Source organism: Vitiosangium sp. GDMCC 1.1324 (genome assembly GCF_003044305.1).
In the GTDB taxonomy this organism is placed as follows: Bacteria; Myxococcota; Myxococcia; order Myxococcales; family Myxococcaceae; genus Archangium.
The window spans coordinates 992187-1016662 of sequence record NZ_PZOX01000001.1 but is presented as its reverse complement, the minus strand read 5'-3'; the positions used below and the strand labels follow the sequence as shown (position 1 = coordinate 1016662).

The 24476-nt window shown below is 69.1% G+C and carries 19 protein-coding genes; 15 read left to right on the top strand and 4 right to left on the bottom strand.

Annotated elements, in window-relative coordinates; genetic code table 11:
* The first annotated feature begins 61 nt into the window (after nt 1-61).
* The 12 genes from DAT35_RS03855 to nth all read left to right on the top strand — a co-directional run bounded on the left by DAT35_RS03855 (nt 62) and on the right by nth (nt 12112).
* Nucleotides 62-847 (top strand): TadE/TadG family type IV pilus assembly protein, encoded by a 786-nt coding sequence (locus DAT35_RS03855; RefSeq protein ID WP_108065481.1) that lies wholly within the window; start codon nt 62-64, stop codon nt 845-847.
* A complete protein-coding gene (locus DAT35_RS03850) occupies nt 829-2376 on the top strand; it encodes a TadE/TadG family type IV pilus assembly protein (RefSeq protein WP_108065480.1) in 1548 nt (515 codons plus the stop codon). Before DAT35_RS03855 ends, DAT35_RS03850 begins: the two co-directional genes overlap by 19 nt.
* Nucleotides 2373-3509: a hypothetical protein gene (locus DAT35_RS03845; protein WP_108065479.1), complete on the top strand. Its 1137-nt coding sequence runs from the start codon at nt 2373-2375 to the stop codon at nt 3507-3509. The genes DAT35_RS03850 and DAT35_RS03845 overlap by 4 nt, the downstream gene beginning before the upstream one ends.
* 141 nt (nt 3510-3650) lie before the next feature.
* Nucleotides 3651-4379, top strand: a complete 729-nt coding sequence (locus DAT35_RS03840) for a hypothetical protein (RefSeq protein WP_233261281.1) — start codon at nt 3651-3653, stop codon at nt 4377-4379.
* A complete protein-coding gene (locus DAT35_RS03835; RefSeq protein ID WP_108065478.1) occupies nt 4376-4618 on the top strand; it encodes a hypothetical protein in 243 nt (80 codons plus the stop codon). The genes DAT35_RS03840 and DAT35_RS03835 overlap by 4 nt, the downstream gene beginning before the upstream one ends.
* A complete protein-coding gene (locus DAT35_RS03830) occupies nt 4599-4787 on the top strand; it encodes a hypothetical protein (RefSeq protein ID WP_233261280.1) in 189 nt (62 codons plus the stop codon). The genes DAT35_RS03835 and DAT35_RS03830 overlap by 20 nt, the downstream gene beginning before the upstream one ends.
* A gap of 7 nt (nt 4788-4794) precedes the next feature.
* The gene (locus DAT35_RS03825) at nt 4795-5712 is read left to right on the top strand and encodes a hypothetical protein (protein ID WP_108065476.1); all 918 of its coding nucleotides are present in this window, start codon (nt 4795-4797) and stop codon (nt 5710-5712) included.
* Between the two features lie 104 nt (nt 5713-5816).
* Nucleotides 5817-6440 (top strand): hypothetical protein, encoded by a 624-nt coding sequence (locus tag DAT35_RS03820; protein WP_108065475.1) that lies wholly within the window; start codon nt 5817-5819, stop codon nt 6438-6440.
* On the top strand, nt 6437-7261 hold the full coding sequence (locus DAT35_RS03815; RefSeq protein ID WP_158501537.1) for a nucleotidyl transferase AbiEii/AbiGii toxin family protein: 825 nt from the start codon (nt 6437-6439) through the stop codon (nt 7259-7261). Before DAT35_RS03820 ends, DAT35_RS03815 begins: the two co-directional genes overlap by 4 nt.
* Nucleotides 7262-7313: 52 nt before the next feature.
* The gene (locus tag DAT35_RS03810) at nt 7314-8363 is read left to right on the top strand and encodes an isopenicillin N synthase family oxygenase (protein ID WP_108065473.1); all 1050 of its coding nucleotides are present in this window, start codon (nt 7314-7316) and stop codon (nt 8361-8363) included.
* A gap of 184 nt (nt 8364-8547) precedes the next feature.
* Complete coding sequence (locus DAT35_RS03805) at nt 8548-11403, top strand: PAS domain-containing protein (RefSeq protein ID WP_108065472.1); 2856 nt, start codon at nt 8548-8550, stop codon at nt 11401-11403.
* Between the two features lie 73 nt (nt 11404-11476).
* Complete coding sequence (gene nth, locus DAT35_RS03800) at nt 11477-12112, top strand: endonuclease III (RefSeq protein WP_108065644.1); 636 nt, start codon at nt 11477-11479, stop codon at nt 12110-12112.
* A gap of 37 nt (nt 12113-12149) precedes the next feature.
* Here the strand turns inward: nth and DAT35_RS03795 are convergent, their stop codons facing one another.
* The 3 genes from DAT35_RS03795 to DAT35_RS03790 form a co-directional block, all read right to left on the bottom strand.
* On the bottom strand, nt 12150-12857 hold the full coding sequence (locus DAT35_RS03795; protein ID WP_108065471.1) for a gamma-glutamyl-gamma-aminobutyrate hydrolase family protein: 708 nt from the start codon (nt 12855-12857) through the stop codon (nt 12150-12152).
* Between the two features lie 90 nt (nt 12858-12947).
* Nucleotides 12948-13094, bottom strand: coding sequence for a hypothetical protein (locus DAT35_RS59795; protein ID WP_199242789.1), 147 nt, complete (start codon nt 13092-13094; stop codon nt 12948-12950).
* Nucleotides 13095-13192: 98 nt separating this feature from the next.
* Nucleotides 13193-14779, bottom strand: coding sequence for a PLP-dependent aminotransferase family protein (locus DAT35_RS03790; protein WP_369945040.1), 1587 nt, complete (start codon nt 14777-14779; stop codon nt 13193-13195).
* On the opposite strand from DAT35_RS03790, the gene DAT35_RS03785 reads away from it, so the two are divergent.
* The 3 genes from DAT35_RS03785 (at nt 14778) to DAT35_RS03775 (ending at nt 18056) form a co-directional block, all read left to right on the top strand.
* Nucleotides 14778-15458, top strand: coding sequence for a pyridoxamine 5'-phosphate oxidase family protein (locus DAT35_RS03785; RefSeq protein ID WP_108065470.1), 681 nt, complete (start codon nt 14778-14780; stop codon nt 15456-15458). The genes DAT35_RS03790 and DAT35_RS03785 overlap by 2 nt on opposite strands.
* Before the next feature lie 105 nt (nt 15459-15563).
* Entirely contained in the window at nt 15564-16868 is a 1305-nt protein-coding gene (locus DAT35_RS03780; protein WP_108065469.1) for a hypothetical protein, read from the top strand.
* Between the two features lie 3 nt (nt 16869-16871).
* The gene (locus DAT35_RS03775; protein ID WP_108065468.1) at nt 16872-18056 is read left to right on the top strand and encodes a hypothetical protein; all 1185 of its coding nucleotides are present in this window, start codon (nt 16872-16874) and stop codon (nt 18054-18056) included.
* 124 nt (nt 18057-18180) lie between these two features.
* On the opposite strand, the gene DAT35_RS03770 is transcribed toward DAT35_RS03775, so the two are convergent.
* Nucleotides 18181-24426, bottom strand: coding sequence for a non-ribosomal peptide synthetase (locus tag DAT35_RS03770; protein ID WP_108065467.1), 6246 nt, complete (start codon nt 24424-24426; stop codon nt 18181-18183).
* Nucleotides 24427-24476 lie beyond the last annotated feature (50 nt).

Sequence of the window (24476 nt, the reverse complement as noted above, 5' to 3'; positions counted from 1 at the left end):
GGGAGGCTCCGTCCACTTGACGTATGGCCGAGCACCGAAACATTCGCCACATTCACGGATTATGTGTGCGCAGAGTGCAAATCCGCACCCAAGGTGTGAGTCCGGACAAGCCGCGGTCGAGTCGGCCATCGTCCTTCCCCTGTTCGTGTTCCTGATCCTGGGAATCCTGCAACTGGGGCTGATGCACCAGGCGCGGCTGCTGACGAAGTACGCCGCGTACAAGGCGGTGCGAGCGGGTTCGCTGAACAACGCGGACGTGCAGAAGATGGAGCGCGCGGCGCTCGCGGTGATGCTGCCCCTGGTGAGCCAGGATCGCGGCGGCGGCGAGTACATCGCGTCCATCAACAACGCCTCGGACTTCTCGAAGAAGTGGACGTGGCCGGGGGTGATGAGCAACCAGATGCCGGATGCGAACCTGAAGTACGCGAAGGTGACCGTCTGCGGCCCCCTGAGCAGCGAGTTCAAAGGCGGCATGAAGGAGGTGGACTTCGATGATCCGCAGTGGTCCACCGGCGGCTACGACGACTGGCAGAAGGGCCAGCGCACCAAGCTGCGCATCCAGGTGACGTTCAACTACCGGATGCCCATCCCCTTCGCCAACTGGGTCATCCACGCGGCGGCGCGCAACAAGGAAGTGCCCGAGTTGATGCGCATGGGGAAGGCCTCCTCGGGCGGGCTCAAGTCGCTCGACCGGGGCGGCAGCGGCTCGGATCCCTACGCCGCGGCGGCGTCCCGGCGCCTCTACATCCTCCCCATCCGCGCCACCTACACCATGCGGATGCAGTCCAATCTCTACCTGACCAAGAACAAACTGCCCTCGAGCAACAAATGCCTCTTCGCCTTCTGAGGAAGTCTCCCCGGCGCCAGCGTGGCCAGGCCCTGGTGCTCGGCGCGCTCTCCTTCCTGGTCCTGGCGCTCATGGTGGCGCTCAGCTTCAACCTCAGCCACGCGCTGCGCGAGAAGGTGAGCCTCCAGCAGCACAGCGACTCCATGGCCTACTCCATGGCTGTCGTGGAGGCTCGCGCCCTCAACTACTACGCCGTCAGCAACCGCGCGATCGCCGCCACCTACGTGGCCATGAACAGCATGCACGCGTACATGGCGGCCGCCAGCGTCACCGGCGAGATGATGCGCAAGTCGCAGACGAACTACTACATCATCATGGCCATGGAGTTCGCCCAGTGCGGCTGCTGGAGCTGCTTCAAGCACTGCATCCACGGCCTGCAGGCGCTGAAGATCGCCGGCAAGTACGGCAAGGCCGGCAACAAGTACGACAAGCGGGTGAAGAACCTGGAGAACAGCTTCAACCAGACCATCCAGGGGTTGGATCGGATGGTGGACTTCATGCACGCCTCGCAGGCGCAGGTGCACCTGCGCACGGTGGACGCGGTACGCAATGGAGGCTCCTACGGACTGGAGAAGCTGACGTCCTACAACGCGCCCGGGGCCAGCACCGTCACGGCGGCGGTGGGCGCCATGAACATGAATGAGTTCAACTGCGCCGTGGACGGCATGCCCTGCACCGGCAGCGTGGCCAGCTCGGATCCGAAGGCCCGCTCCAAGGTGATGACCGAGGTGGCCAACGCCAGCCGTCCCGCCTGGCCCGCCAACCGGGGCCTGCCCGGCGGGATTGATTACCCCCTGCACCTGCACCCCCAATTCCTCCAGGAGATCCGCGACATCCCCGGCGAGGGCATCAACTCCCCCGTGCCCTTCACCCACAAGGGCACGGCCAAGACGGTGCAGTCCACCGGAAGCCTGCATAGCGGGTCCGCTGGCCCCGAGGGCAAGGCCATCGCCGCCGAGGAGCAGGGCATGATGTACAACCAGTGGAAGCACGGCACCGGCATCCCGCTGAAGTACTCGGCGCTCGTGGCCAGCGACAGCGGCAGCGGCAAGCACACCCCGGGCGGCGCCCACTCCGGCTCCCACAAGTTCGAGGGCGTCAACGCCAAGGCGCTCACCGCGTGCACCCTGGGCGGCAACTGCTTCATGAAGTTCCGCGCCAACGAGGACAAGGACCGCGACTACGGCCAGCCTCGCTCCTTCAGCTACGTCACCAAGACGCTTCGGGGGGCGAGCAAGACCAAGGCCCCCTGGCAGCTCAACAGCTCCGCCACCCTCAACTTCCAGAACGGCAAGACGTCCGCCTCCCTCACCCTCGCCGCGGACGAGGGCGCCGCGCTCTCCAAGGCGATCGTCTACTACCACCGCTTCGGCGACAACGGCTGGCGTGAGGCCCCCAACCTCTTCAGTCCCTACTGGCGTGCCAAGCTCCATCCCTTCACGCAGCAGCAGGCGGCCGAGGTCCTCACCGCCGCCAGCAACACGGATGCGGCCCAGCTCGTCAGCTCTTCCACGGGGTTGTCGCTATGAGACAGCTGCGCTCCTTCCCCCGCCGCGGGCACTCGCCCCGCGGTGCCGCCTCCGTGGAGATGGCCATCTGCATGCTGGTCATCATCCCCGTCTTCCTCTACTCGCTCTTCCTGGATGACCTGCTGCGCTACTCGCTGGATGTGCAGGAGGCCGCCATCTCCACGGTGTGGGATCTCACCGTGCAGGACTACGGCTCTCAGGGCGACCCGGGCGCGGTGCAGCACCACGCCCGCCTGATGTTCTGCGATCACGAGTCCGGCAAGGATCGCTACGACGCGATGACCTCGGGCACGGACGAGAACGGCAACAGCGTCTCCAAGTACTCGGACTGCGAGGACACGGATCACCACAAGGCGCTGTCGGCGCACGTGTGCTGGATCAACGACAATGCCGAGCAGGTGACGTGCGAGGGCCCGGACAAGTCGGCGGGCAACGTCGGCGGGGGCGGCATCTACGACGGCTACTACAACCAGTTCACCAACGGTGGGCTCTACAGGTGCCGCGCCAAGGCGATCGTGGAGAACTACCTGCTGCCCAAGAACTTCCTCCCCGAGTTCTCCGGCAAGGAGAACACCCTCACCAAGAAGCGCTGGCAGGGCAACGTCCACGACAACTCGAAGGTCGGCAAGGGAGGCTGGGAGGGCGACTCCTACTTCATCAAGGAGCAGCACCTGGCCGTCCTCACGGACTCCTGGGCCCTGACGGAGCAGGCGAACATCGCTCCGGGCCAGAAGGGCTCCAACGCGATGTACGATCGCGTGGCCAACATCTACCAGAACCGCCAGAACATCGGGTTCGACCAGATGGACGCGGCGGCCTCCACCTTCTTCTCCAACGCCATGAGCAACCAACTGCTCAGCCCGGACCTGGTCGCGGGGCTCGCGCTTCCCTTCCCCGGCAGCCAGGAGCAGTCCATGATGCTCAAGCCGGATGATCCGCGCCGGCCCAACATCTCCATCAAGCCGCAGCCCAAGGGCAACACCACGCCCTCGCAGACGATCGACCAGGGGCCGGACGGCAGCAAGAGCTACTTCAACAACGAGTGGCGGGACTGGGACAAGGACCGCAACCGCGCGACCTACAACAACCGGGGCGAGTTCTACATGGGTTGCAAGAACCCGGAGGGGTGCTGAGTGAGTGAGCCGCGGCCAGCGGTGCGCGCCGTGGCACTGCTGTTCTCGATGGCGATCGTCGGTGGCCTGATCGGGTTCAGCTGGGAGCGGTTGACGTACGAGGAGCCGGCGGATCCGCTGGAGCGGATAACTCCGGAGGACATGCTCAGCCAGCCCGCGCGCGCGTCACGCTCGCCCTGGGAGGAGTCCGTCCTGCAGCGGGCGCTGTCACACTTCCCGCCCTACCCTCACGGGAGCCGGCCGGAGGTGCTGGCGGCGGACTACCTGGGCGACAAGGCCCCTATGGCCGTGGCGTGGTTCACCACCCAGGATCCGCCGGACCAGGTGCTCTCGCACTACGCCGGCACGCTGCTGGACGCGGGGCTGCCGGCCCTGGGGCTGCGCTACAACGACAACGCGGGCTACGTGGGCTACTGGAGCCCGGCCAGTGAAGAGGTGCACCTGGTGTCGGCGCTCGCGCAGGGCGGGGAGACGCTGGTCTTCATCTCGTCCGGACGGATGGCGCCCCTGCTGGACGGTCAGCCCCAGGTGCCGGAGTGGATTCCCCTGCCCGTGGATGCCGAGGACGCCTCGGCCCTCAGCTTCCAGCTCGAGGGCGCCACGCAGCACACGGTGTCCGCGCGCGTGCCGGAGAGCACCGTCACGGAGGTGGAGACGTTCTTCCGCGAGGCGCTCGAGAAGAAGGGCTGGGGCGTGCGCGAGCTGCACGCTCCCGACGACGTGGGCACGGAGCTGGAAGTCAACCGCGGCACCGTGTTCGGGATGGTGATGCTGCGCCGCCAGGCGCCGGCCTCGGATGTGCTGATCCACATATCGCTCACCGAGCGACTGTCCGCTCCCCGGGAAGGGAGCGCGGAGGAAACGAAATGACGAGGACTTCCTGGAAGCTGGGACGCTGGGCGCTGCTGGCCACCACCCTGCTCCTCGCTCTGCCGGCGGCGGCTCGCCCCGGGGACTGTGAGAAGCAGTGCAAGAAGGACGCGAAGGCCTGTGAGGACGTCTGCAAGAAGTACGCGGGCTCTGGCGTGGCGAAGTGCACCCAGGCCTGTCTGGACGAGGAAAAGACCTGCACGAAGGAGTGCAATCCCAATGCGAAGCTTGAGAAATAGCCTCCAGGCGAAGGCCCAGCGGGGACAGGCGATGGTGGAATACGTCGTGGTGACTGCCGGCTTCCTCGGCTTCACGCTGATCGGCTGGCCCTTCCTCACCCAGCTCATCAACGCGCTGCACCGCTACTTCCAGTCGATCTACTACATCATCCAGTCCCCCGTGCCCTAGGAACCCCATGCGTTCGACACGTGCAGCCTTCTTCCGGCGCGTCGCATGGACCACGCTCGTGTGCGTGGCCACCTCGCTGCCCGCCGCCGCGCGAGATCCCGACGATCTGCCCGGCATCACCTACCCGACCGCGCCGGTGGTCCGGAAGAAGGCGCCCGAGATGCAACGCAAGTTGCAGGGCGTGCTGGAGGGACTGCAACACACGCCGCAGCTGGCGGATCCGCGAGGCGTCAGTGTGCACTCGGGCCTCTCGCTCGTGCCCGAGCCCGATCTGCGGGTGACGAAGGCCGAGGCGACGGTGCTGCTCAAGCCCATCTTCAAGGACAGCAAAGAGACGCATGTCGACAAGAAGACGGGGCGCTACCAGGGCGTGGGTGAAGGCAACACGATCGAGATCAAGGTGAACGATCTGGAGCGGCTCCGGATCGATCCCTCGAACCCGGATGCCATCCTCTACGAGCCCCCCCAGGTCGGCTCGCTCCAAGGGTTCCCCCTCTACCAGGTGGGGAGCGCCACCCCCATCCTGCTGCTCACCGCCAAGGACCGGCAGCTCTGGCGCCGGCTCACCGCCAAGGAGTACCTGGAGCGGGTGATCCGCGAGGGCGGGCCGGATGGTGAGGCGGCCAAACGCCAGCTCGCCCAGGGCGGCAACCTGGATCGCCCCGCGTGCGTGCCCGTGAAGCGGGGAGAGAGCGTGGGCTCGTGCGATGGCACCAACGCCACGTATCTCGTCACCTGGAATCCCGGCTACTTCAACGCCAAGAAGCCGGACGCCATCCAGTTGGTCACCATCCGTATCGGGGCCGCCTCGCACACGAAGCCCACCGAGAACTACTTCAAGCAGCACCCGTTGGATCCGCTGACCCAGGCGGTGAAGGCCTACGAGCAGTACGACTGGAGTCAGCTGGCCAAGCTCATCGAGTGAGCCGTCAGCGCGATGGTATCGGGGCCGGAGACCCGGCCCCGCCCCCCTGAAGGTGTCAGCCCGCCGGAAGATGGTGCGTCGTCTGCCAGGACTGGAGACCGACCATGACTGCCCCGGCTTTCGAGCTTCACATCACCGTGCGCGCCGAGGACGATGCCGCCCTCGCCCGCTTCCGTGCCTTCTGCGCGGAGAGCGGGATCGGCTGCACGGTGATCGAGCTGGCTCGGGGTGAGGCACGCCGCCAACCCATGACGTCCTCGCGTTACGCGGGCTCGCTGGAGGACGTGCGCGCGGAGGCCGTGGTGCTGTCGGGCGTGCTGGAGGCCGCTGGTTTCCCGGTGCTGCGGGTGAAGGTGGAGGCGCATCCAGAGAACCCCTGCGCACCCGCCACCAATGAGGAGGCGCGGCTGCAGCCCGAGGGCCGCTACTTCGAGCACCATGTGAAGGTGGTGCTCCCCGCGGAGGCCAGCCTGGAGCGGCTGGTGGCCACGTGCGTGCCGCATGGTGCCCACGTCTCGTCCACCACGCGCCGGGTGCGCGCCGACGGGAGCCACGAGCACTTCGTCACCACGCGTCACTACGGCGTGGGCTTCTCCACTGCGTTGGAGCGGCGCCAGGCGCTGGTGGAGGCGTTGGTGGCGGCGGACTTCCACTGGGTGAGCGTCAAATCGGAGTACGCGGTGGTGGACACCCACGCCGGTCTGGATCGCGGATGGCTGCCGTCATGAACACGCCGACTGATTCCCTGCTGCCATTCCTGGAGGGCGCGCTGTGCCGGGTGGCCGGCGCGCCCGCGCTGCGGGAGGCGGTCGTGCTGCGCGGCGGGTTGCTGGTGCGTCAGTGGAGTGGGCCGGTGCACCGCCCGGTGGATGATCTCGACTTCCTCTGGACAGAGCCTTTCGCGCCCGAGCTCATCGCCTCCGGACTGCGCACCGCACTGGCCTCGGAGGTGGGTGACGGCGTGGTGTTCGACGCGGCCAGCGCGAGCGAGGAGCTCATCTGGGCCGAGACGGCCAACCCGGGCGTGCGCCTGCGCGTGCCGGCTCGAGCCATGGGGGTGACGGCCGAGCTGCAGATCGACGTGGGCTGCAACGATCCGTTGGATCCACCCGCCAGCTGGTGCGAGGTGCCCACGGCGTCCGGCCCGGTCCAGGTGCGCGCGGTGCGGCCGGAGACGATGCTCGCCTGGAAGGTCCATGGGCTGTTCGAGCGTGGGCGGGGCCGCTGGCGAGCCAAGGATCTCTGGGACGTGGACGTGCTGTCGCGCCATGCCCCGCGCGAGGATGCGGCCTTCCAGCGGGCACTGCGGCTGGCTTTCGAGAGCCGTGGCATGACGCTGTCGGAGCTGGATCGGCTGCTCGAGGGCCAGTTCGGCACCAGCCGCGGCAGCCGCCGCAGGTGGGAGCGCTTCCGGAAGGAGCGCGGCGCCCCGGAACTGCCCGAGCAATTGCCAGAGCTGATTGCCCGGGTGGCGGCGTTCCTGCGTCCGCACGTCCTGGCGAACCGGAGCAACCCCATGCTCACGAGAGGCTCCCCGGCCGGGGTTTGATTCCCCTAAGCTCCCGCCGCTGAACCTTCGGGCCACCCGAGGAGCCTCCCCCATGAATGCCGAGCCCGCTGCCGATGGATTCGACCAGGTCCCCGTCCTGGATGTCCGCGCGCTGGTCGATTCCTCATCGTCCCTGGCTGCCCGCCGCGCCGTCGCTTCGCGGATGGGTGCCGCCTGTCGGGAGAGCGGCTTCTTCTACGTCGTCGGCCACGGCGTCGACGAAGGACTCCAGGTCCGCCTCGAGGAACTCAGCCGCCGCTTCTTCTCGCTCCCGCTCGAACAGAAGATGGCCGTCCGCATGGCTCGGGGTGGGCGCGCCTGGCGCGGCTACTTCCCCGTGGGCGGCGAGCTGACCTCCGGACGTCCCGATCGCAAGGAGGGGCTCTACTTCGGCGCCGAGCTCGGCTCCAACCATCCACTCGTCCGCGCCGGCACGCCCCTTCACGGTCCCAACCTGTTCCCGAGCGACCCGGCGGACCTGCGCGACGCCGTCCTCGACTACATGGCCGCGCTGACCCGGCTCGGACATGCGCTCATGCGAGGCATCGCGCTCAGCCTCGAGCTCGACGAGGACCACTTCGCCGCGCGCCAGATGGCCGATCCGCTCGTGCTCTTCCGCATCTTCAACTACCCGCCAGGCCCGGACACCGCCGAGGACGGACAGCCCATCTGGGGTGTCGGCGAACACACGGACTACGGTGTGCTCACCATCCTCAAGCAGGACGACGCCGGCGGCCTCCAGGTGAAGTCGCGCGCGGGCGGCGAGGTGCGCTGGGTCGAGGCTCCACCCATCCCGGGCTCGTTCGTGTGCAATATCGGCGACATGCTCGACCGGATGACCCGGGGCGTGTATCGCTCGACGCCGCACCGGGTGCGGAACCGAGCCGGGCGCGACCGCCTGTCCCTCCCCTTCTTCTTCGATCCGGGTTGGACCGCGGAGGTCCGGCCGCTCGATGCTCCGGCACTCCCGCGCATCGCCAACGATGACCAGGCCGAGCGGTGGGACGGCCAGAGCGTCCACGCCTTTCGTGGCACCTATGGCGACTACCTGCTCGGCAAGGTAGGCAAGGTCTTCCCGGACCTGCGCACCGAGGTGCTGTGACCTGAAGCAGCCCGGCCGGATGCCAGCCCAGCCAGGTGCACGCGGAGCGCTCGCTCCCCATGGACGTGGCCCTCATGAGCCAACCGGAGAGGGCCTCTGCACCGACGTGGGGACTCCTCTCCACCACGGCTGTTGTCTCTGCTGAGTGGTGCGATTGCGTTCCGCCACTGGGGGAGGATTCGCCGTGAACCTCGAGACGCATCAGGCCGCGAGCCCACCTGAGTCCCTGGCAGAGATGTTGGAGTCCCGGCGGGTGAACCTCACCCACCAATGGCTCGAGCGGTTGCATGCAGGCATGGAGCCCGGCCGCTGGGCCCGGTTCGCGCTGAAGGACCACATCGATGACTACCTCCAGGAACTGACCACGGTGCTGCACCGGGCCCGGGACGGAGGAACCGCCCCGGTGCCCGACTGGAGCAACGAGGCCCGGAAGCATGGAGAGCAGCGTTTCCGCCTCGGCTTCGATCTGCCGATGCTGGTGCATGAGTATGGCGTGCTGCACGAGTGCATCCTCGACGAGGTGGCGGGGGCAAACGTCCCGCTCTCGCAGGCGGACGTCCGGACCCTGGTCTCCTTCATCGTCACCGGCATCGCCGAGGCGGTGGACGAGTACTCCCGCCAGCGCGACGAGGCGCAGCGCCTGAACGAAGCCAGGCTCCAGACCCTGCTGGATCACGCCCCCGCGGCCATCTACGCCAAGGATGCCGAGGGGCGCCTTCTCTTCACCAATCGCTACTTCCAGGAGCTCGTGGGGCGTTCGCGTGGGGAGACGCTGGGCCAGGACGACCATGCCCTCTTCCCGAGCGCACTGGCCGATGGGTTCCGTGCCAGTGATGCCCAGGTCCTGGCCGGCCACACCTGCAGCCTCGAGGAGGAGGTGCGAATCTCCGCGGAGCCGCGCACCTACCTGACCGTCAAGTTCCCCCTGCCGGGGGCCGAGAGCCATCCCGCGGCGATCGGCGGCATCTCCACGGACATCACCGTGCACAAGGAGGCCGAGCTCGCACGCTCCCGGCTGCTGCACGAGCTCGAGGCCCAACGTGAGCGCATGGTCTCGCTCTTCCAGGAGGTCCCCGCGCTCATCTTCGTGCTGCAGGGGCCCGAGCACATCCTCACCCAGGCCAATCCCTACCTCTTCCAGGTCATCGGGAAGCGGGACGCGGTGGGCAAGCCCATCCGCGAGGCGCTGCCAGAGCTCGAGGAGCAGGGCTACCGCGTGCTGCTCGACAACGTCTACCGCACGGGCGAACCCACCGTGGGCCACGAGATGCGGCTGTCGGTGAACCGGAACGAGGGCGGGCCCGTGGAGTGCTTCTTCAACTTCGTCTACGCGCCCATGCGGGGGCAGGAGGGGCAGGTCGACGGCGTCTTCGTCCACGCGGTGGAAGTGACGGAACTGGTGCGCGAGCGCCAGAAGACAGAGGAGGCGCTGACGCTGCTGGACACCCTGCTCACCACCGCCCCGGTGGGCCTGGCCTTCATGGACCGCGATCTGCGCTACGTGCGCATCAACCAGATGCTGGCCGACACTCTTCAGCTCCCCATCGATCAGGTCGTGGGCCACACCCTCCGCGAGGTCGCGCCCATACTGGCGCCCCAGCTCGAGCCCATGCGCCGCCAGGTCCTGGAAACGGGGAAGCCGATCCTCGGCCAGGAGGTGTCGGGCGTCACCCGCACGACGAACGGCGAGCTCCGCTACTGGCTCACCAACCAATCCCCCGTGCGCAACCGGGCCGGCGAGGTCATCCTCGTGGCCAGCGCGGTGCTGGACATCACGGAGCGCAAGCGCGCCGAGAGCGCCATGGAGGAGCGCTTCCGCCTGCTGGTGGAAGGTGTGGGGACGCTGCTCTCCCAATCACTCGACGTCCCCACCACCCTGAAGAGCCTCGCCTCCCTCGTGGTCTCCCACCTGGCGGACTACTGCATGGTGGACCTGCTGGGAGAGGACGGGCGGCTCCACCGGCTGGAGCTGGCGGCCCGGGATCCGGAGCGGCAGGCGCTCATCCACCGCACGATGACCGCCCCCCTGGTCGTGGAAAACGCCGGTCTGCTGCGCCAGGCCCTGGACAGTGGAATGCCCCAGCCAGAGCCGGACGTCACCCCCGCATGGCTGGATGCCGTCGCCCGCGACGCCGAGCACCGCGCGCTCCTGGAGACGCTCGGCCTGAAGTCCGCGGTCCTCGCCCCCCTGGTGGCCCGGGGCCGCAAGCTCGGCGTCATCTCCTTCGGCTGGAACCAGTCGCGCCCCACCTGCACCTCGACGGACCTGGAGATGGCCCGGGGCGTGGCCGATCGCGCGGCCATGGCGCTCGACAACGCGCGTCTCTACCAGGAAGCCCAGGACGCCATCCGGGTCCGCGAGGACGTGGTGGCCATCGTCAGCCATGACCTGCGCACCCCCCTCAACGCCATCGCCCTGGCCGCCACCGTCCTGAGCAAGAGCGAGGACTCGGACGAGCTCACCCTGAAAACAGCCAGCCGCATCCACGCCGCGGCACAGCGGGCCAGCCGGATGATCCATGACCTGCTCGACTTCAATCAGGCCAGCAGACGGGGCATCCCCGTCCACCGCGAGCGCCTGGATCTGAATGAGCATGTCCAGCGGGTGCTCAATGAGATACGGCTCGCCTGGCCCGAGCGGCACATCCTGTTCCAGGCCAGCGGAGACGGCTGGGGCGAGTGGGATGGGGACCGGCTGGCCCAGGTCGTCACCAACCTGGTGGGCAACGCGCTCCAACACGGCTGCGCGAACGCGCCCGTGCGGGTGTCCACCCGGAGCGAGGACTCGGGCGTCCTGCTCGAGGTGCACAACGAGGGACGCCCCATTCCCCCCGAAGTGATGGCGAACCTCTTCGAGCCCTACCGGCGGGGGCCCGGAGCCGAAGCGCGCCAGGGCAGCCTCGGCCTGGGCCTCTTCATCACCCGGCAGATCGTCCTCGGCCATGGCGGCACCATCCACGTACGCTCCACCCCGGAGGAGGGCACTACCTTTACCGTGCGCCTGCCGCGCCACCCTTGCGAGCCAAAGACTTCGGAGTGAAGGAGAACCTCTTTCGTTGTCAGCCTCGCCCGGTACACTCGGACCCACAGCCTTCGCCTTCCAGACCCTCACCATGACCGCCGCCCAGACCACCAAGACCACCCTGTCCCGCCTGCACGAGGCCCATCCGGATGCCCGCTACGAGCTCAACTGGACGACGCCCTTCGAGCTGCTCGTCGCCACCATCCTGGCCGCGCAGTGCACGGACGAGCGCGTCAACCGGGTGACCGCGACGCTCTTCCAGAAGTACCAGGGCCCCCGCGCCTTCGCCGACGCCGACACCGCCGGGCTCGAGGAGGACCTCAAGCCCACGGGCTTCTTCAAGCAGAAGACGAAGTCGGTGCAGGCCATGAGCCGCGAGCTGCTCGCGAAGTTCGGCGGCGAGGTCCCCAAGACGATCGACGAGTTGATCACCCTGCCCGGCGTGGCCCGCAAGACGGCGAATGTCGTGCTCAACACCGCCTTCAACCTCCCCTCGGGCATCATCGTGGACACCCACGTGGCCCGGGTCAGCCAGCGCCTGGGCCTCTCCAAGAAGGAGAAGCCCGAGGAGATCGAGAAGGACTTGATGAAGCTCGTCCCCCAGGACGAGTGGACCTTCTTCGGGCCTGCGGTCGTGCTGCACGGCCGCTACACCTGCACGGCCCGCAAGCCCAAGTGCGACGCCTGCCCCCTGAACGACATCTGCCCGAAGATCGGGGTGGAGTAGACACCGCACGCCCGAGGCCCGGACGTGGGCCTCGCCGTCACCTGGAGGCGCGAGCTACCCGGGCGAAGTGGTGGGCGAGCCGTTCGAGCAGCTCCCGGTTCTCCTGCTCGGCCGAGCGCAGCTTGGGCAACTGGGAGCGCAGCTCGTCGAGGTTCTTCTCGTACAGCTCGACCAGCTCCTCGGCGCCGTCGGTGAACCAGCGCTCGAGCTCGTCCGCGGTGAGCTCCAGGTGGAACTGGAACCCGTACGAGTCGCCGAGCCGGAAGGCCTGCTGCGTGTAGCGATCCGTCGAGGCCAGGAGCGTCGCCCCCGCCACGGGCTTGAAGGTGTCCTGGTGCCAGTGCGCCACGACACTCTTCGGGCGCACGCCGCCGATGACGGGATCGGCCAGGCCCTCCTTCGTCCAGCGAACGGGGGACACGCCCACCTCGAGACCGTTCTTTCCGACGAAGACCTCCGAGCCGGCCGCGGCCGCCAGGAGCTGCGCGCCCAGGCAGACGCCCAGCACCGGCCGCTCGAGCGCGAGCCGTTCGGTCAGCAGCGCCAGCTCCTCGCCGAGAAAGGGATGGCGATCCGCCTCGTAGACGCCCATGGGGCCACCCAGCACCACCACCAGCTCCGCGTCCACGTCCTCGCGCTTCACGCCGCGGAAGCGCTTCACCAACGTGAAGCCCGCTGCCTCCAGGGCTGGTCCGAGCAGCCCCGGTCCCTCGTGTTCCTCGTGCTGCATCACCACCGCGCGCATGGGCTCGCAGCCTACCCCATGAACGCCAAGGGCCCCACCCGGGAAACCCGGATGAGGCCCTCGTGCCACGTGGGCAGCGCTCCGAATCCGTTACGGGCAGGGATAGGAGCAGATCAGCTCGCCGGTGATCGGGTGCTTGTAGCAGGTCGGCTGGCAGTCCCCGGCCTGCACGGGGGCGGAGGTAAAGCTCATGCCCAGGGCGATCGCGGCGGCAGCAACGAAGAGAATGCGCTTCATCGTGTTCTCCTTTGAGGGGTAAGGGTAAGGCGCGCGGACCATAGAGGATCGACTCACGGAGGCGTGGGCTTTTCGTCGCCTTCAAATCAACCGCAACTTTACGCTCGGACGCGCTTCACCCGGGGTGTGGCGGAGAGAGCACGCGCCATGCGGCGCACGGCCTCGGTCAGCTCGGATTCCTTCGAGGCGGCGAAGGCCAGCCTCACTGCGGGTACGGGGCGGCCATCGAAGCTGTAGTCGCCTCCCGAGGTGAAGGCCACGCCCGCCTCCAGCCCCGCGCGAACCCACGCGCCAGCGTCCACGCCCGGTGCACAGTGCGCCCACACGGCCATGCCTCCCGCGGGAGGAGTGAAGGTGAGCGAGCCCGCCAGCTCCCGCTCCAGCGCTCGGACCAGGGCATCGCGCCGGGCGTGATAGACGCCACGCATCTTGCGGACATGGCGCTGCACCTCGCCCTCCTCCAACAGCTCGGCCACGGCGGCCTCCAGGGCGGTGTCCCCTTGCCTGTCCATGGCTTCGCGCACCCCGAGGGCGTGCTCCAGGAAGGGGCGCGGCGCGACGAGGAAACCCAGACGCAGCGCCGGCGCCAGCACCTTGGACAACGTGCCCACGTACAGCACCAGCCCGTCCCGATCCGCGCTCGCCAGCGGCAGGATGGGGCGGCCCTCGTAGTGGAACTCGTGATCGTAGTCGTCTTCGATGAGGGCCACGCGGTGCTTCCGCGCCCACGCCAGCAGCGCGAGCCTGCGCGCTGGTGAGAGCGTCACGGTGGTGGGGTAATGGTGGTGGGGAGTGAGGTACACCGCGCGCACCGACGTGCGCCGGGAGAGCGCCTCGAGCGCGTCCACCCGCAGGCCCTCGCCGTCCACCTCGATGGGCACGAGGTGGGCTCCGGCGAGCTGGAGCGCGTGCCAGGCGGGACGGTAGCCGATCGCCTCCACCGCCACGGTGTCCCCGGGCTTCAGCAGGGTGCGCGCCACCAGATCCAGCGCGCCCTGGCTGCCCCGGGTGACCATCACATCGTCCGCGCGAACGGCGAGCCCTCGTAGGGAGGAGAGCATCCCGGCGAGCGCGGCGCGGAGCCGTGGGTGGCCACTCGGCTCGCCGTAGTCGAGCAGGCGTCTGCCACTCAGCTTCAAGGCCCGGCGGTAGGCACGCGCCAGGATGGGGGCGGGCAGGAGCCGGACATCGGGGACGGCGCTCGCAAGGCTGAGCACACCGCGAGGAGGCTCAGGGCGCTCGCGGCGCAGGGGCACGACCGGGAGTGGGAAGCCCACCTGCGAAGGCATGGACGCGCGAGGGGCTCCGGCGGAGGGACGGGCGGGCACGTCCGGGAGCGAGGGAGAGACGTAGGTGGCCCGCGCCGCCGAGGTGGTGATCCACCCCTGCGTCTCCAGTTCCCGGTAGGCAGCGAGCACCGTATTGCGGTGCACGCCCAGGGACTCCGCCAGGGTGCGGCTCCCCGGCAGTGGAGCACCGGGCGGGAGCCGGCCGCGACGGATGTCCTCCTCCAGGGCGCGGGCGATGCGCACGAAGAGAGGCGTGGGTGAGGGAGTACGGAGGTCGAGCGTCAGATCCCAGCCCTTCATGGCGGAGAGCATGCCTCGGACCAGGGAACTGGTCCATCCGATTTGTCGGAACTGGGCCTGTTGAATGGACCAGTCCGGAGCGATGAAGAGACGCATGAACACACCGGCCACGCCCCCTCCCAGTGAACGCGGCACCGTCCGCCGCCTCCCGCAACGCGCCTCGTACGAGGAGCCCGTCATCCACGCCATCCTCGATGAGGGGCTGGTGGCACACGTGGGAGTGACGGTGGAGGGCCAGCCCTACGTCCTTCCCATGGTGTACGGACGCATCGGACGGAACCTGTACCTCCACGGCGCCTCGGTGAGCCGGCTCGCCCGGCAGCTCGCCCAGGGAGTGCCGGTGTGCCTCACGGTGACGCTGCTGGACGGGCTCGTCCTGGCGCGCTCCGCGTTCCACCACAGCGCGAACTACCGCTCGGTGGTGGCGCTGGGCACGGCCGTGCTGGTGACGGACGAGGGGGAGAAGCTCCGAGCGCTGGAGGCCATCACGGACCACGCACTGCGCGGCCGCTGGGCCGAGGTTCGCGCGCCCAATGCCCAGGAGCTGAAGGCGACGTCCGTGCTCCGGCTCCCCCTGGAGGAGGCCTCGGCGAAGATCCGCACCGGACCGCCCCGTGACGACGAGGAGGATCTGCCGCTGGACTGCTGGGCGGGCGTGCTCCCGCTGCGGCTCATGGCACTGCCACCCGTGCCCGCTCCGGAGCTGCGTGAGGGCATCCGTCCCCCCGCCTCTCTCTTTGAGAACAAGTCACCTTGGAATCCAGGAAACGTGTGAGCCGGCCCTCGCGAGCCAGCCTCTCCACAATTCCTGCACGAACATTCCTGGGGAAGTGCACGGGGCATCCATTCGCGTTGCACCCCCCTGCCCCACTCTGGGCCCATGAGCCCAGACACCCTCCACCCCACGCCTCCTCCACCGCGCCCGCATGCCTCGCCGGTCCGGCGGGCGTTCGCGTGGCTCGTCCGCCACCACGTCTTCGGCAGCCTCTTCATCGTCGTCTTCGCCACCGCGGTCATCGCCAGCCAGGTGACGGATCGCACCGACTTCGCCAACTCGGAGCTCGCCCACGACGTCGAGGAGCGCTGGGGCGCCCCCGTCGTGCAGCCAGCGCCCTCGCTGCGCTACGTGCAGAGCGGCACCATCTTCACCGAGCTCAAGCCCCTGCCCTTCGACAAGCAGCACGTGCAGGTGCAGGCCCGGATGAACTACCGCAAGCGCGGCCTGCGCTACTTCTCCGGCTTCGACTTCACCCTCTCCGCCGACTACGCCGTCGTCAACCGCGAGGGCCACGACATCGACGTGGCCTTCATCTTCCCCATCGAGGTGGACAAGTCCCAGGTGCTCCTCTCGGAGCTGCAGTTCCTCGTCAATGGCGCCGAGTCGGACCTGGACCTCGGCGAGTCCGGCAACCGCCTCGTCTGGACGGGCCGCATCCCCCAGGGCGCCACGCACAACTTCTCCATCCGCTACCGCGCTCGGGGCCTCGAGTCCTTCCTCTACAAGCTGGATCCGGCACTGCCGGCCCGTGACGTGCGGCTGCACCTCGCCGTCGAGGGCGGCGAGAACTACGACTACCCACCCCAGGTGCTCGCGGCCAGCACCGTGGAGCCCGGACGCGACACGGTGGCGCTCGACTGGGCCTTCCAGTCGCTCGAGTCCGGCGTGAACCTCGGCGTCATCCTCCCCTCGGAGGAGGCCTACGACAACGTCGTCTCCACCATGGCGCGCCGGGCCTGGGTGCCCTTCCTCGGACTGATGGCCCTGCTGGCCGCCTTCAGCATCCGCCATCGCAGGCCGCTCGCCTTCCATGAGTCGTACCTGCTCGCCGCCACCTACGGCTTCTTCTTCGTGCTGCTCGCCTACCTGGCGGCCTTCATGAACTTCTACGTGGCCTATGTGCTGGCCACCCTGGGCCTCGGCGCCGCGATGGTCGTCTACGCCAGGCGCCTCTTCCCCGGCGAGCGGCCCTCCCGGCTCGCGGGCGTCTGGGGCGCCACCCTCGTGGTGCCCACCACCGCCGTCATCCTCCAGGGCTACACCGGCCTCATCTACACCCTGGAGATCCTCGCGGCCCTGCTCGGCCTGATGGCCCTCTCCACCCGCGCCAGCGTGCGCGCCCTGCTCTCGGATCTCCCACCCGGCGGCGAACCGCCGCATTCCCCCTCCCCCCAGGAAGCGAGGTGAACCATGTGGACCTCTTCTCTCATGCTCGGACTGCTGTTGACCGCCTCGGCTGGAACGCCCGGCACCTCGGAGACACCCTCGGGCTCGGCGACGGTGCCGCTCCAGGAGCTGCTCCCGCTGTACGCGAAGCACACGGAGCAGACGCCCCCCGCGCCCCCCACGGATGCGCTGGTGGTGAAGAGCCAGCTCAAGGGACGCCTCACCGCGGATGCCCTGGTGGTGGATGCCCACTTCGAGGTGCAGGTCCTCGCCAGCGGGCGCTGGACGCAGGTGCGGCTGCTGCAGCTCGACGCGGGTACGTACCTGACCGAGCTGCCCACGCTGGACAACGCCACGGTGGGCGCGCTGGAGGATCAGTTGAGCCTGGTGACGCGTGAGCCCGGCCGCTACGCCTTCGACGTCAGCCTCGTGCTGCGGTCCACGGGAAGCGGCCCCGAGCGCCAGGTGCAGCTGCGCTTCGGCTCCCACGTCGCGCCGGTGCCGCTCCGGTTGGAAGCGGACGCCGCGGCCTTCACCCTGACCGAACCGCCCGCCTCTGGAGGCGGGGACTCCGAGGTGTACCCCCGGCAGGGCGTGCTGCGGATCGGCTGGCGCACGGCCGTCGCGCCGACGCTGGCCCGCCAGGTGGTGCGCCCACCCATGGAGCCGAGCATCCCCGAGGCCCAGGCCTCCTGGGTCTCCACGTTGGAAGGCAAGGCCACGGTGCGCGTGCGCTACGCGCTGCGGTTGGATCGCGAACAGGAGCTCGAGCTGGAGCTTCCCGAGGGCCACCGCCTGGAGCGGGTGCTCCTCGACTCGGTCCCGCTCGTCCCGAGCGAGAAGGACGGCCGGTTGAAGCTGAAGGTGGCCCCCACGCGGTTCGGGGAGACACAGGCCTCGCTGGAGGTGGTGCTCGCGCGGGAGCTCGGAGTCTTCCACCTGTCCGGCCGGCTGAAGCTGGCACTGCCCCGCGTGTCCTGGCCGGTGGCCACGGTCCAGGCCCGAGCGCACTTCCCGGCCGTCTTCAACTACCGGCGCGAGGGCGGCAGCATGGAGGAGTACGAAACGGCGGAGGCGAATGACACGCTGGAGGGCCAGACGCCACTGCCAGGCAAGGTGCTCCACTTCCGCCAGTACCTCGTGGCGGCCTCCGCGCCCACGCTGGAACTGGGGTACTCGGTGGACATCTCCAAGAGCTACTTCCGGTGAAGTGCCGGACGTGGCACGCGTACGAGCCGCGGCCGTGGGCACGCTACGGCCGTGGTGCTCTTGTCGGCGACTGGTGGCGCACGCGGCGATGAACCACCAGGTGAGATGCGTCCGGCACGTTCAGCTACCGCCCGGGCGCACTGAGGAAGCCGCTCTCGACGAAGTACTGGATGTAGGTACGCAAGAGGGACGAGTCCACCGGCACGCATTCGATGCCACTGCCCTCCAGTCCCTCCCGCGTGTTCCGGTGATCCACGTGTCCCCAAGACGAGAACAGCTTCAGAGGCCCCCCTTCGCCCGGCACATCGAGCAGAGGCGCGAGCGCGAAGAGGGCGTTGTGATCCCGACGTTCGGTATCCCGCCGCAGCTCGTCGAGCCACTCGGCTTGGGACACGCTGCGCAGCCGATAGCCCAGGGACGCCAGCCAGTCGCGCAGGTGCCAGGCCGGCACCGGTCGCGGATGGCTCAAGTGGAACGTCCGCCCAAGTGACCGGGGCTCGCGCGACAGGTGCGTGATCGCCTTCGCCACGAAGTCCACCGGTAGCAGATCCAGCGTCCCATCCAGCACCGGCGTGCTCCCGAGCTGGATGAAACTCTTCAGGGTCCGGGAGACGAAGTCCGTGGTGTTCCAGGCACCCGTCCGGCTGTGGCCAGCCACGTTGCCCAGGCGGTAGATGGCCACCTGCGCACCCCGGTCGCGCGCCTGCGCCACCAACCTCTCCGCCACCCACTTGCTCTGCGCGTAGCCCGTGCGGAAGCCTGTCGCCCCCTCGAGCCCATCCTCCTCCGCGAGCAGCCCCCCTCCCCAGCGCAGGTGAGGAGGGAAGACGGACAGCGTGGACACGTGGTGGAGCGGCTTCAGCCGTCCCCGACACGCGAGTTCCAGAAGTGCCTGCGTCGCATGCACGTTGGCTGCTCTCATCTCCCGGTACGGCAGGAGGAAGCTCACCACCGCGCCGCAGTGATAGATGGCGTCGATCCGCTCGGCGAGCGCTCCAAGCTGCGTGGGAGAGAGCCCCAGCCCGGGCTTAGACAGATCGCCAGGAATGGGTTCGATCCGATCCCGGAAGCGATCCTCCCAGAGGCCGTAGGCGCGGAGCCGCCGTTCCAGCTTGACCCCCGCCTCCTCCCTCCCCGCGGCGCGGATGAGACAGTGGACACGCGCGGGCTGCCCGTCCAAGAGCTCCTTCAGCAGGAAGGCTCCGACGAAGCCGGTCGCGCCGGTGAGGAGAAGGTGCCGAGGAGGACGCAACCTCATGGGAGCCGCGCCGCGAGGATCAATCTCCGATGGCAGCACCGCCTCGGCCATCAGATCCACCTCCGCCTCGCCTCTCGACACTGGCGACCGCGCGAGCGCCGCGTCGATGACCGCCGCCATCCCAGCAACGGTCGGATCCTCGAGCAGCGCCTGGAGCGACAGCGCGACCCCGAAGGTGGCTCGCGCCCGCACGGCAAACCGGACCGCCAGCAGCGAGTGCCCCCCCAGCGCGAAGAAGCTGTCGAAGGCGCCGGGCGTCTCCCCCCCGCCTAGAAGCTCGAGCCAAAGCGCCGCCACGGCGCGCTCGGTGGCGCTCCGAGGCGGAGCGTGCGCGGCTGTGCCTCCCAGGGAGGCTCCCCAGACCGGCGCCGGCAGCGCGCGGCGATCGATCTTACCGTTCGGCGTCAGCGGGAAGCTGGCCAAGGGGACGAACATCGAAGGCACCATCGGCCCGGGCAGCCGCGCCGAGACCCATTGGCGCAGCGCCTCCACGCCCTCCACCTGCTGCTCCACCCTCGGGATGAAGTACGCCACCAGCCGCACATCCTCGGCGGCGTGCGTCCGGGCGACGACCACCACCTGCTCCACCGAGGGATGCCCCACGAGCGTCGCCTCGATCTCGGCCAGCTCGATGCGGTGGCCGCGCACCTTCACCTGATGATCGATGCGCCCGAGGAACTCGAGCCCCCCACCCTCCCGCCAGCGCACGAGATCGCCGGTGCGGTACAGGCGCGCGCCCGGCGTGGCGGAGAAGGGATCGGGAACGAAGCGCTCCGCTGTGAGCGCCGGCTGGCCGAGGTACCCCCGAGCCACCCCCGCGCCGCCGATGAACAGCTCACCCGAGACACCTACCGGAACCGGGTGCCCAGCCGCGTCGAGGATGTAGAGCTCGGTGTTGTCGATGGCGTGTCCAAGCGAGGGTTCAGAGTCCCCGCCCCGGAGGCGCTCCACCGTGGACCAGATGGTCGTCTCGGTGGGGCCGTATAGATTCCAGGCGCTCACGGCCCGCTCCTCGAGCGCGCGGGCGAGCGAACGGGACATGGCCTCCCCACCACAGAAGGCGCGCAGCCGTTGGCCCACCTCGGGCCCGGACTGCAACAGCATCTGCCAGGTGGTCGGCGTGGCCTGCACCACCGTCGCGCCGCACCTGGCCAGCCCCGCGGCCAGGAGCGCTCCGTCACGTTGCCACTCCTGCGGCGCGATCACCACGCAAGCCCCCACGACCAGCGGCAGGAAGAGCTCCAGCCCCGCGATGTCGAAGGAGAGCGAGGTCAGCGCGACCACCACATCCTCCGGCAACAGCTCCGGCTCACGCCGCATCGACCGAAGGAAGTTGAGCAGGTTCCGGTGCGTCACCATCACGCCCTTGGGGCGTCCGGTGGAGCCGGAGGTGTAGAGGACGTACACCAACCGGGCCGTGAGCGCCGTCCGCGGAGGCGGCGTGGTGGGCAACGCGGCCAGCTCGGCGCGAACCTGCTCGAGGAGAATCACCCGCGCCTCCCCCGGGGGGAGTCGGTCGTGCACCGCGGTCTGCGCCAACAGCACGGTGACTCCCGAGTCCGCCATCATGTAGGCCGTCCGCTCGGCCGGGTAGTCCGGATCCAGCGGGACATACGCTCCGCCCGCCTTCAGCACGCCCAGCACCGCGACCAGCATCTCCAGCGAGCGCGAGAGACAGAGCCCCACCCGCGCCTCCGGACCAATGCCATGGCGCCGCAGCAGGTGGGCGAGCTGGTTCGCGCGCGCGTCCAATTCCCGGTACGTCACCCGCTCGTCCCGGAAGATCGCCGCCACCGCCTCCGGGGTGCGCGCCACCTGGGCTTCGAAGAGCGCGGGGAGATCGGCATCGTCCGGCGGCGCCACCCTCGGCCCCCTGCCTCGCTCCAGCAACCCAGACTGCTCCTCCCCGGCCAGCATCTCCAAAGAGGCCAGCGCCTTGGAGCCTCCCTCCGTCAGCGTGTGGAGTAACTGCTCCAGGTGTCCCAACAAGCGCTGGATCGCCTCGTCGCTGAACCGGGCGCGCTCGTAGGCGGCCCACAGCTCGAGCGACTCACCCGGACGCGCCGTGATCGTCAGCGGATAGGGAGAGCGCGCTGCTCCGAAGCGCCGCTCCACGACGAGCCCCGTGTCCGGTGGGCTCCAGCATGCCGCCTCCGCGGAGTAGTTCTCGAAGACGAGCAGGCTCTCGAACAGCGCCTCACCGGGCTTGCCGCCGCACCACCGCTGGACCTCGGTGAGCGGCGTCTGCTCGTGCGCGAGGAGTCCGGTGAGTCGAGCCTGGAGCGCTCGGAGCCAGTCCACGACAGAGGCCTGGGAGGGCACCTCCACCCTTACGGCCAACGTGTTGAGCAGCAACCCGACGATGCCCTCCACGCCATCCATCTCGATGGAACGCCCGGACACCGCCAGTCCGAACGTCACTTCGCGCTGGCCGCTGTAGCGCCCCAGGAGCACCGCCCACGCTCCCGCCAGCAGCGTGTTCAATGTGAGCCGGTGGCGCCCCGCGAGGGCCTTGAGCCGAGCAGTTCGCTCTGGAGCGATCCGCAGCGACAGCGCCGCGTCCGGCTCCGACACGCGGCTGGTGGGACGGCGATCCACGCTCAATGGTGTCGGGGTGGAGCCAGGGCCCAGAGTTCCCCGCCAGAACGAGGATTCCGAAGAGAAGTCACGCGAGCGGATCCAGCGCACGAAGTCCCGGTATGGCCGGACCGGGGGCGGCTCATGGCGCATCCCGGCCCGGAGCGCCGCGTAGGTGGCGAAGAGCTCACCCAGCACGAGCGCCGCGCTCCAGCCGTCGAAGACGAGGTGATGCAGGCTCCAGACGACCCAGTACCGTGCCTCGGCCAGCCGGACCACCGTCAGCCGCACCGGCGGCGCGTCCGTGAGTGTGAACCCGCGCGCCCGATCCTCCGCGAGGAAGCGCTGGCGTCGTTCCTCGAACGGGAGCGGCTCCTGAGCGCGCCAATCCCACCACTCGACCGGCGGGAGCTCCCGCGCCTCGACCTGGCGCGGAGCGGAGAGCCCCTCCCACTGAAAGCACGTCCGCAAGCCCGGATGACGAGCCCCCACCTCGCGCCAAGAACGCTCGAAAAGCTCTGGCACGAGCGGCCCACGGAGTTCGAACTCCAACTGCTCGTGGTACACGCGAGACCCGGGCGTGAGCAGCGTGTGGAAGAGCATCCCCTCCTGCATGGGCGACAGTGGATAGGGCTCCGTCTCCACCTCGGACGCGCGCCCCCGCGTCCCCGCGTCCTCCAAGGGCCCCTGAGCAGCCGCGCGCAGCACCCTGGCCAGCTCCGCGATGCTGGGATGACTGAAGAGCTGCGAGGGGCGGCACCAGTAGCCGGCCTCGCGAAGGCGCGCGGCGATCCGGATCGCGAGGATGGAGTCCCCTCCCAGCTCCAGGAAGTGCTCGTCACGCCCCGGGAGCGAGATGCGCAGCACCTCGCCCCAGAGTCGGGACAGGCTCGCCTCCAGCTCGTCCCGCGGCGCCTCATGGGGGCGGGCCGGCGCCAGACGGTTGAGCTCCGATAGCGCTGGCAACGCGCGGCGATCCACCTTCCCTGTCGGGGTGAGCGGAAGCGCGTCCAGCCGGACGAAGAACGCCGGGATCATGTAGTCCGGCAGGGAGCGCTCGAGGAACGCCCGCACCGCCGAGGGCTCGAGCGGCTCGGGCGCATCCCTCGCGGGGACGACATAGGCCACCAGGCGGCTCTCGCCCTCCTCTCCGTCGCGCGCCACCACCACCGCCTCGCGGAGCCCGGGGTGGCCAGCCAGAGCTGCCTCGATCTCGCCCAACTCGATGCGGAAGCCGCGGACCTTGACCTGATGATCGCGGCGGCCGAGGAACTGCAACGTCCCATCCGGCATCCGGCGCACGAGATCTCCCGTGCGGTACAGACGCGCACCCGGCTCCGCACTGAATGGATCCGGAACGAAGGCGGCGGCAGTGAGGTCCGGGCGCCGGAGGTATCCCCGAGCCAGGCCCACGCCCCCGATGAGGAGCTCCCCTGCCTCCCCCGGCCCGGCGACGTGGCCCCGCTCGTCCAGCACGTAGAGCCGCGTCTCCGCCACGGGCTCTCCCAGCGGTACGTAAGGGCGCGTCTCCCCCGGGAGGCAGTCCCAGCAGGACGCGTCGATGGTCACCTCGGTGGGCCCGTACTGGTGGTGAAGCCGCGCCGGCACCCGCGCCAGCAGCCGCTCGCACAGGGAGACCGGGACCACCTCGCCGCCGCAGAAGATGTGCCGCAGCGACACGCAGCGCTCCAGGTCCGGCTCCTCCAACACCCACCGCAGCAGCGTGGGGCCGAAGTGCGCGACGGAGACGCCCTGCCGTGCGATCAGATCGACCAGGTAGCCGCAGTCGCGTTGTCCGCCCGGCCGGGCCAGCACCAGACGCGCTCCAGCGATCAGCGGCGCGAAGATCTCCCAGACCGAGATGTCGAAGCTCAGGGAGGCCTTCTGCAGGAACGCGTCTCCTGCCCCGAGGGGATAGGTCTCCTGGCGCCAGCGCAGGTGGTTGGCCACCGCCCGGTGCGACACCATCACGCCCTTCGGGCTCCCCGTGGAGCCTGACGTGTAGATGACGTAGGCCAGATGATCGGCGGTGAGCTCGCTGGAGGGCGGAGAGTCGGGTTCGGAAGAGAGCCGAGCCGCCTCCTTCCCGAGATCGACAACGCGGTGGGCACCCCACTCCCACCGAGTGGCCTCGGAGCCAGAGGTCACCAGCACATCCGCGCGCGCGTCCAAGAGGAAGCGCGTCAGGCGCTCCGCCGGATACTCCGGATCGAGCGGCAGATAGGCGCCCGCCGCCTTCCAGATCCCGAGCACACCGATGATCATGTCAATGGAGCGCGGGACGTGCAGCCCCACGATGGACTCGGGCCCCACCCCAAGCCGCCGCAGGTGGTGGGCGAGCCGGTTGGCGCGAGCATCCAGCTCCCCATAGGACACCTCGCCCTCTTCGGACCAGATCGCGATGGCGTCCGGCGTGTGCCGGGCCTGCGCCTCGACCTGCTCGTGCAGCAGGAGGGAGGTACGGCGGTCCTCTGCCCTGTCCAGGGTGGGAGCATCCCCGAGCGGGAGTCCTCCCCGCAGTGTCGATTCAGCCATTCATCACCACCTCGAATACCTCCACACGCTGTCGTCCACGCGCGGGCCGT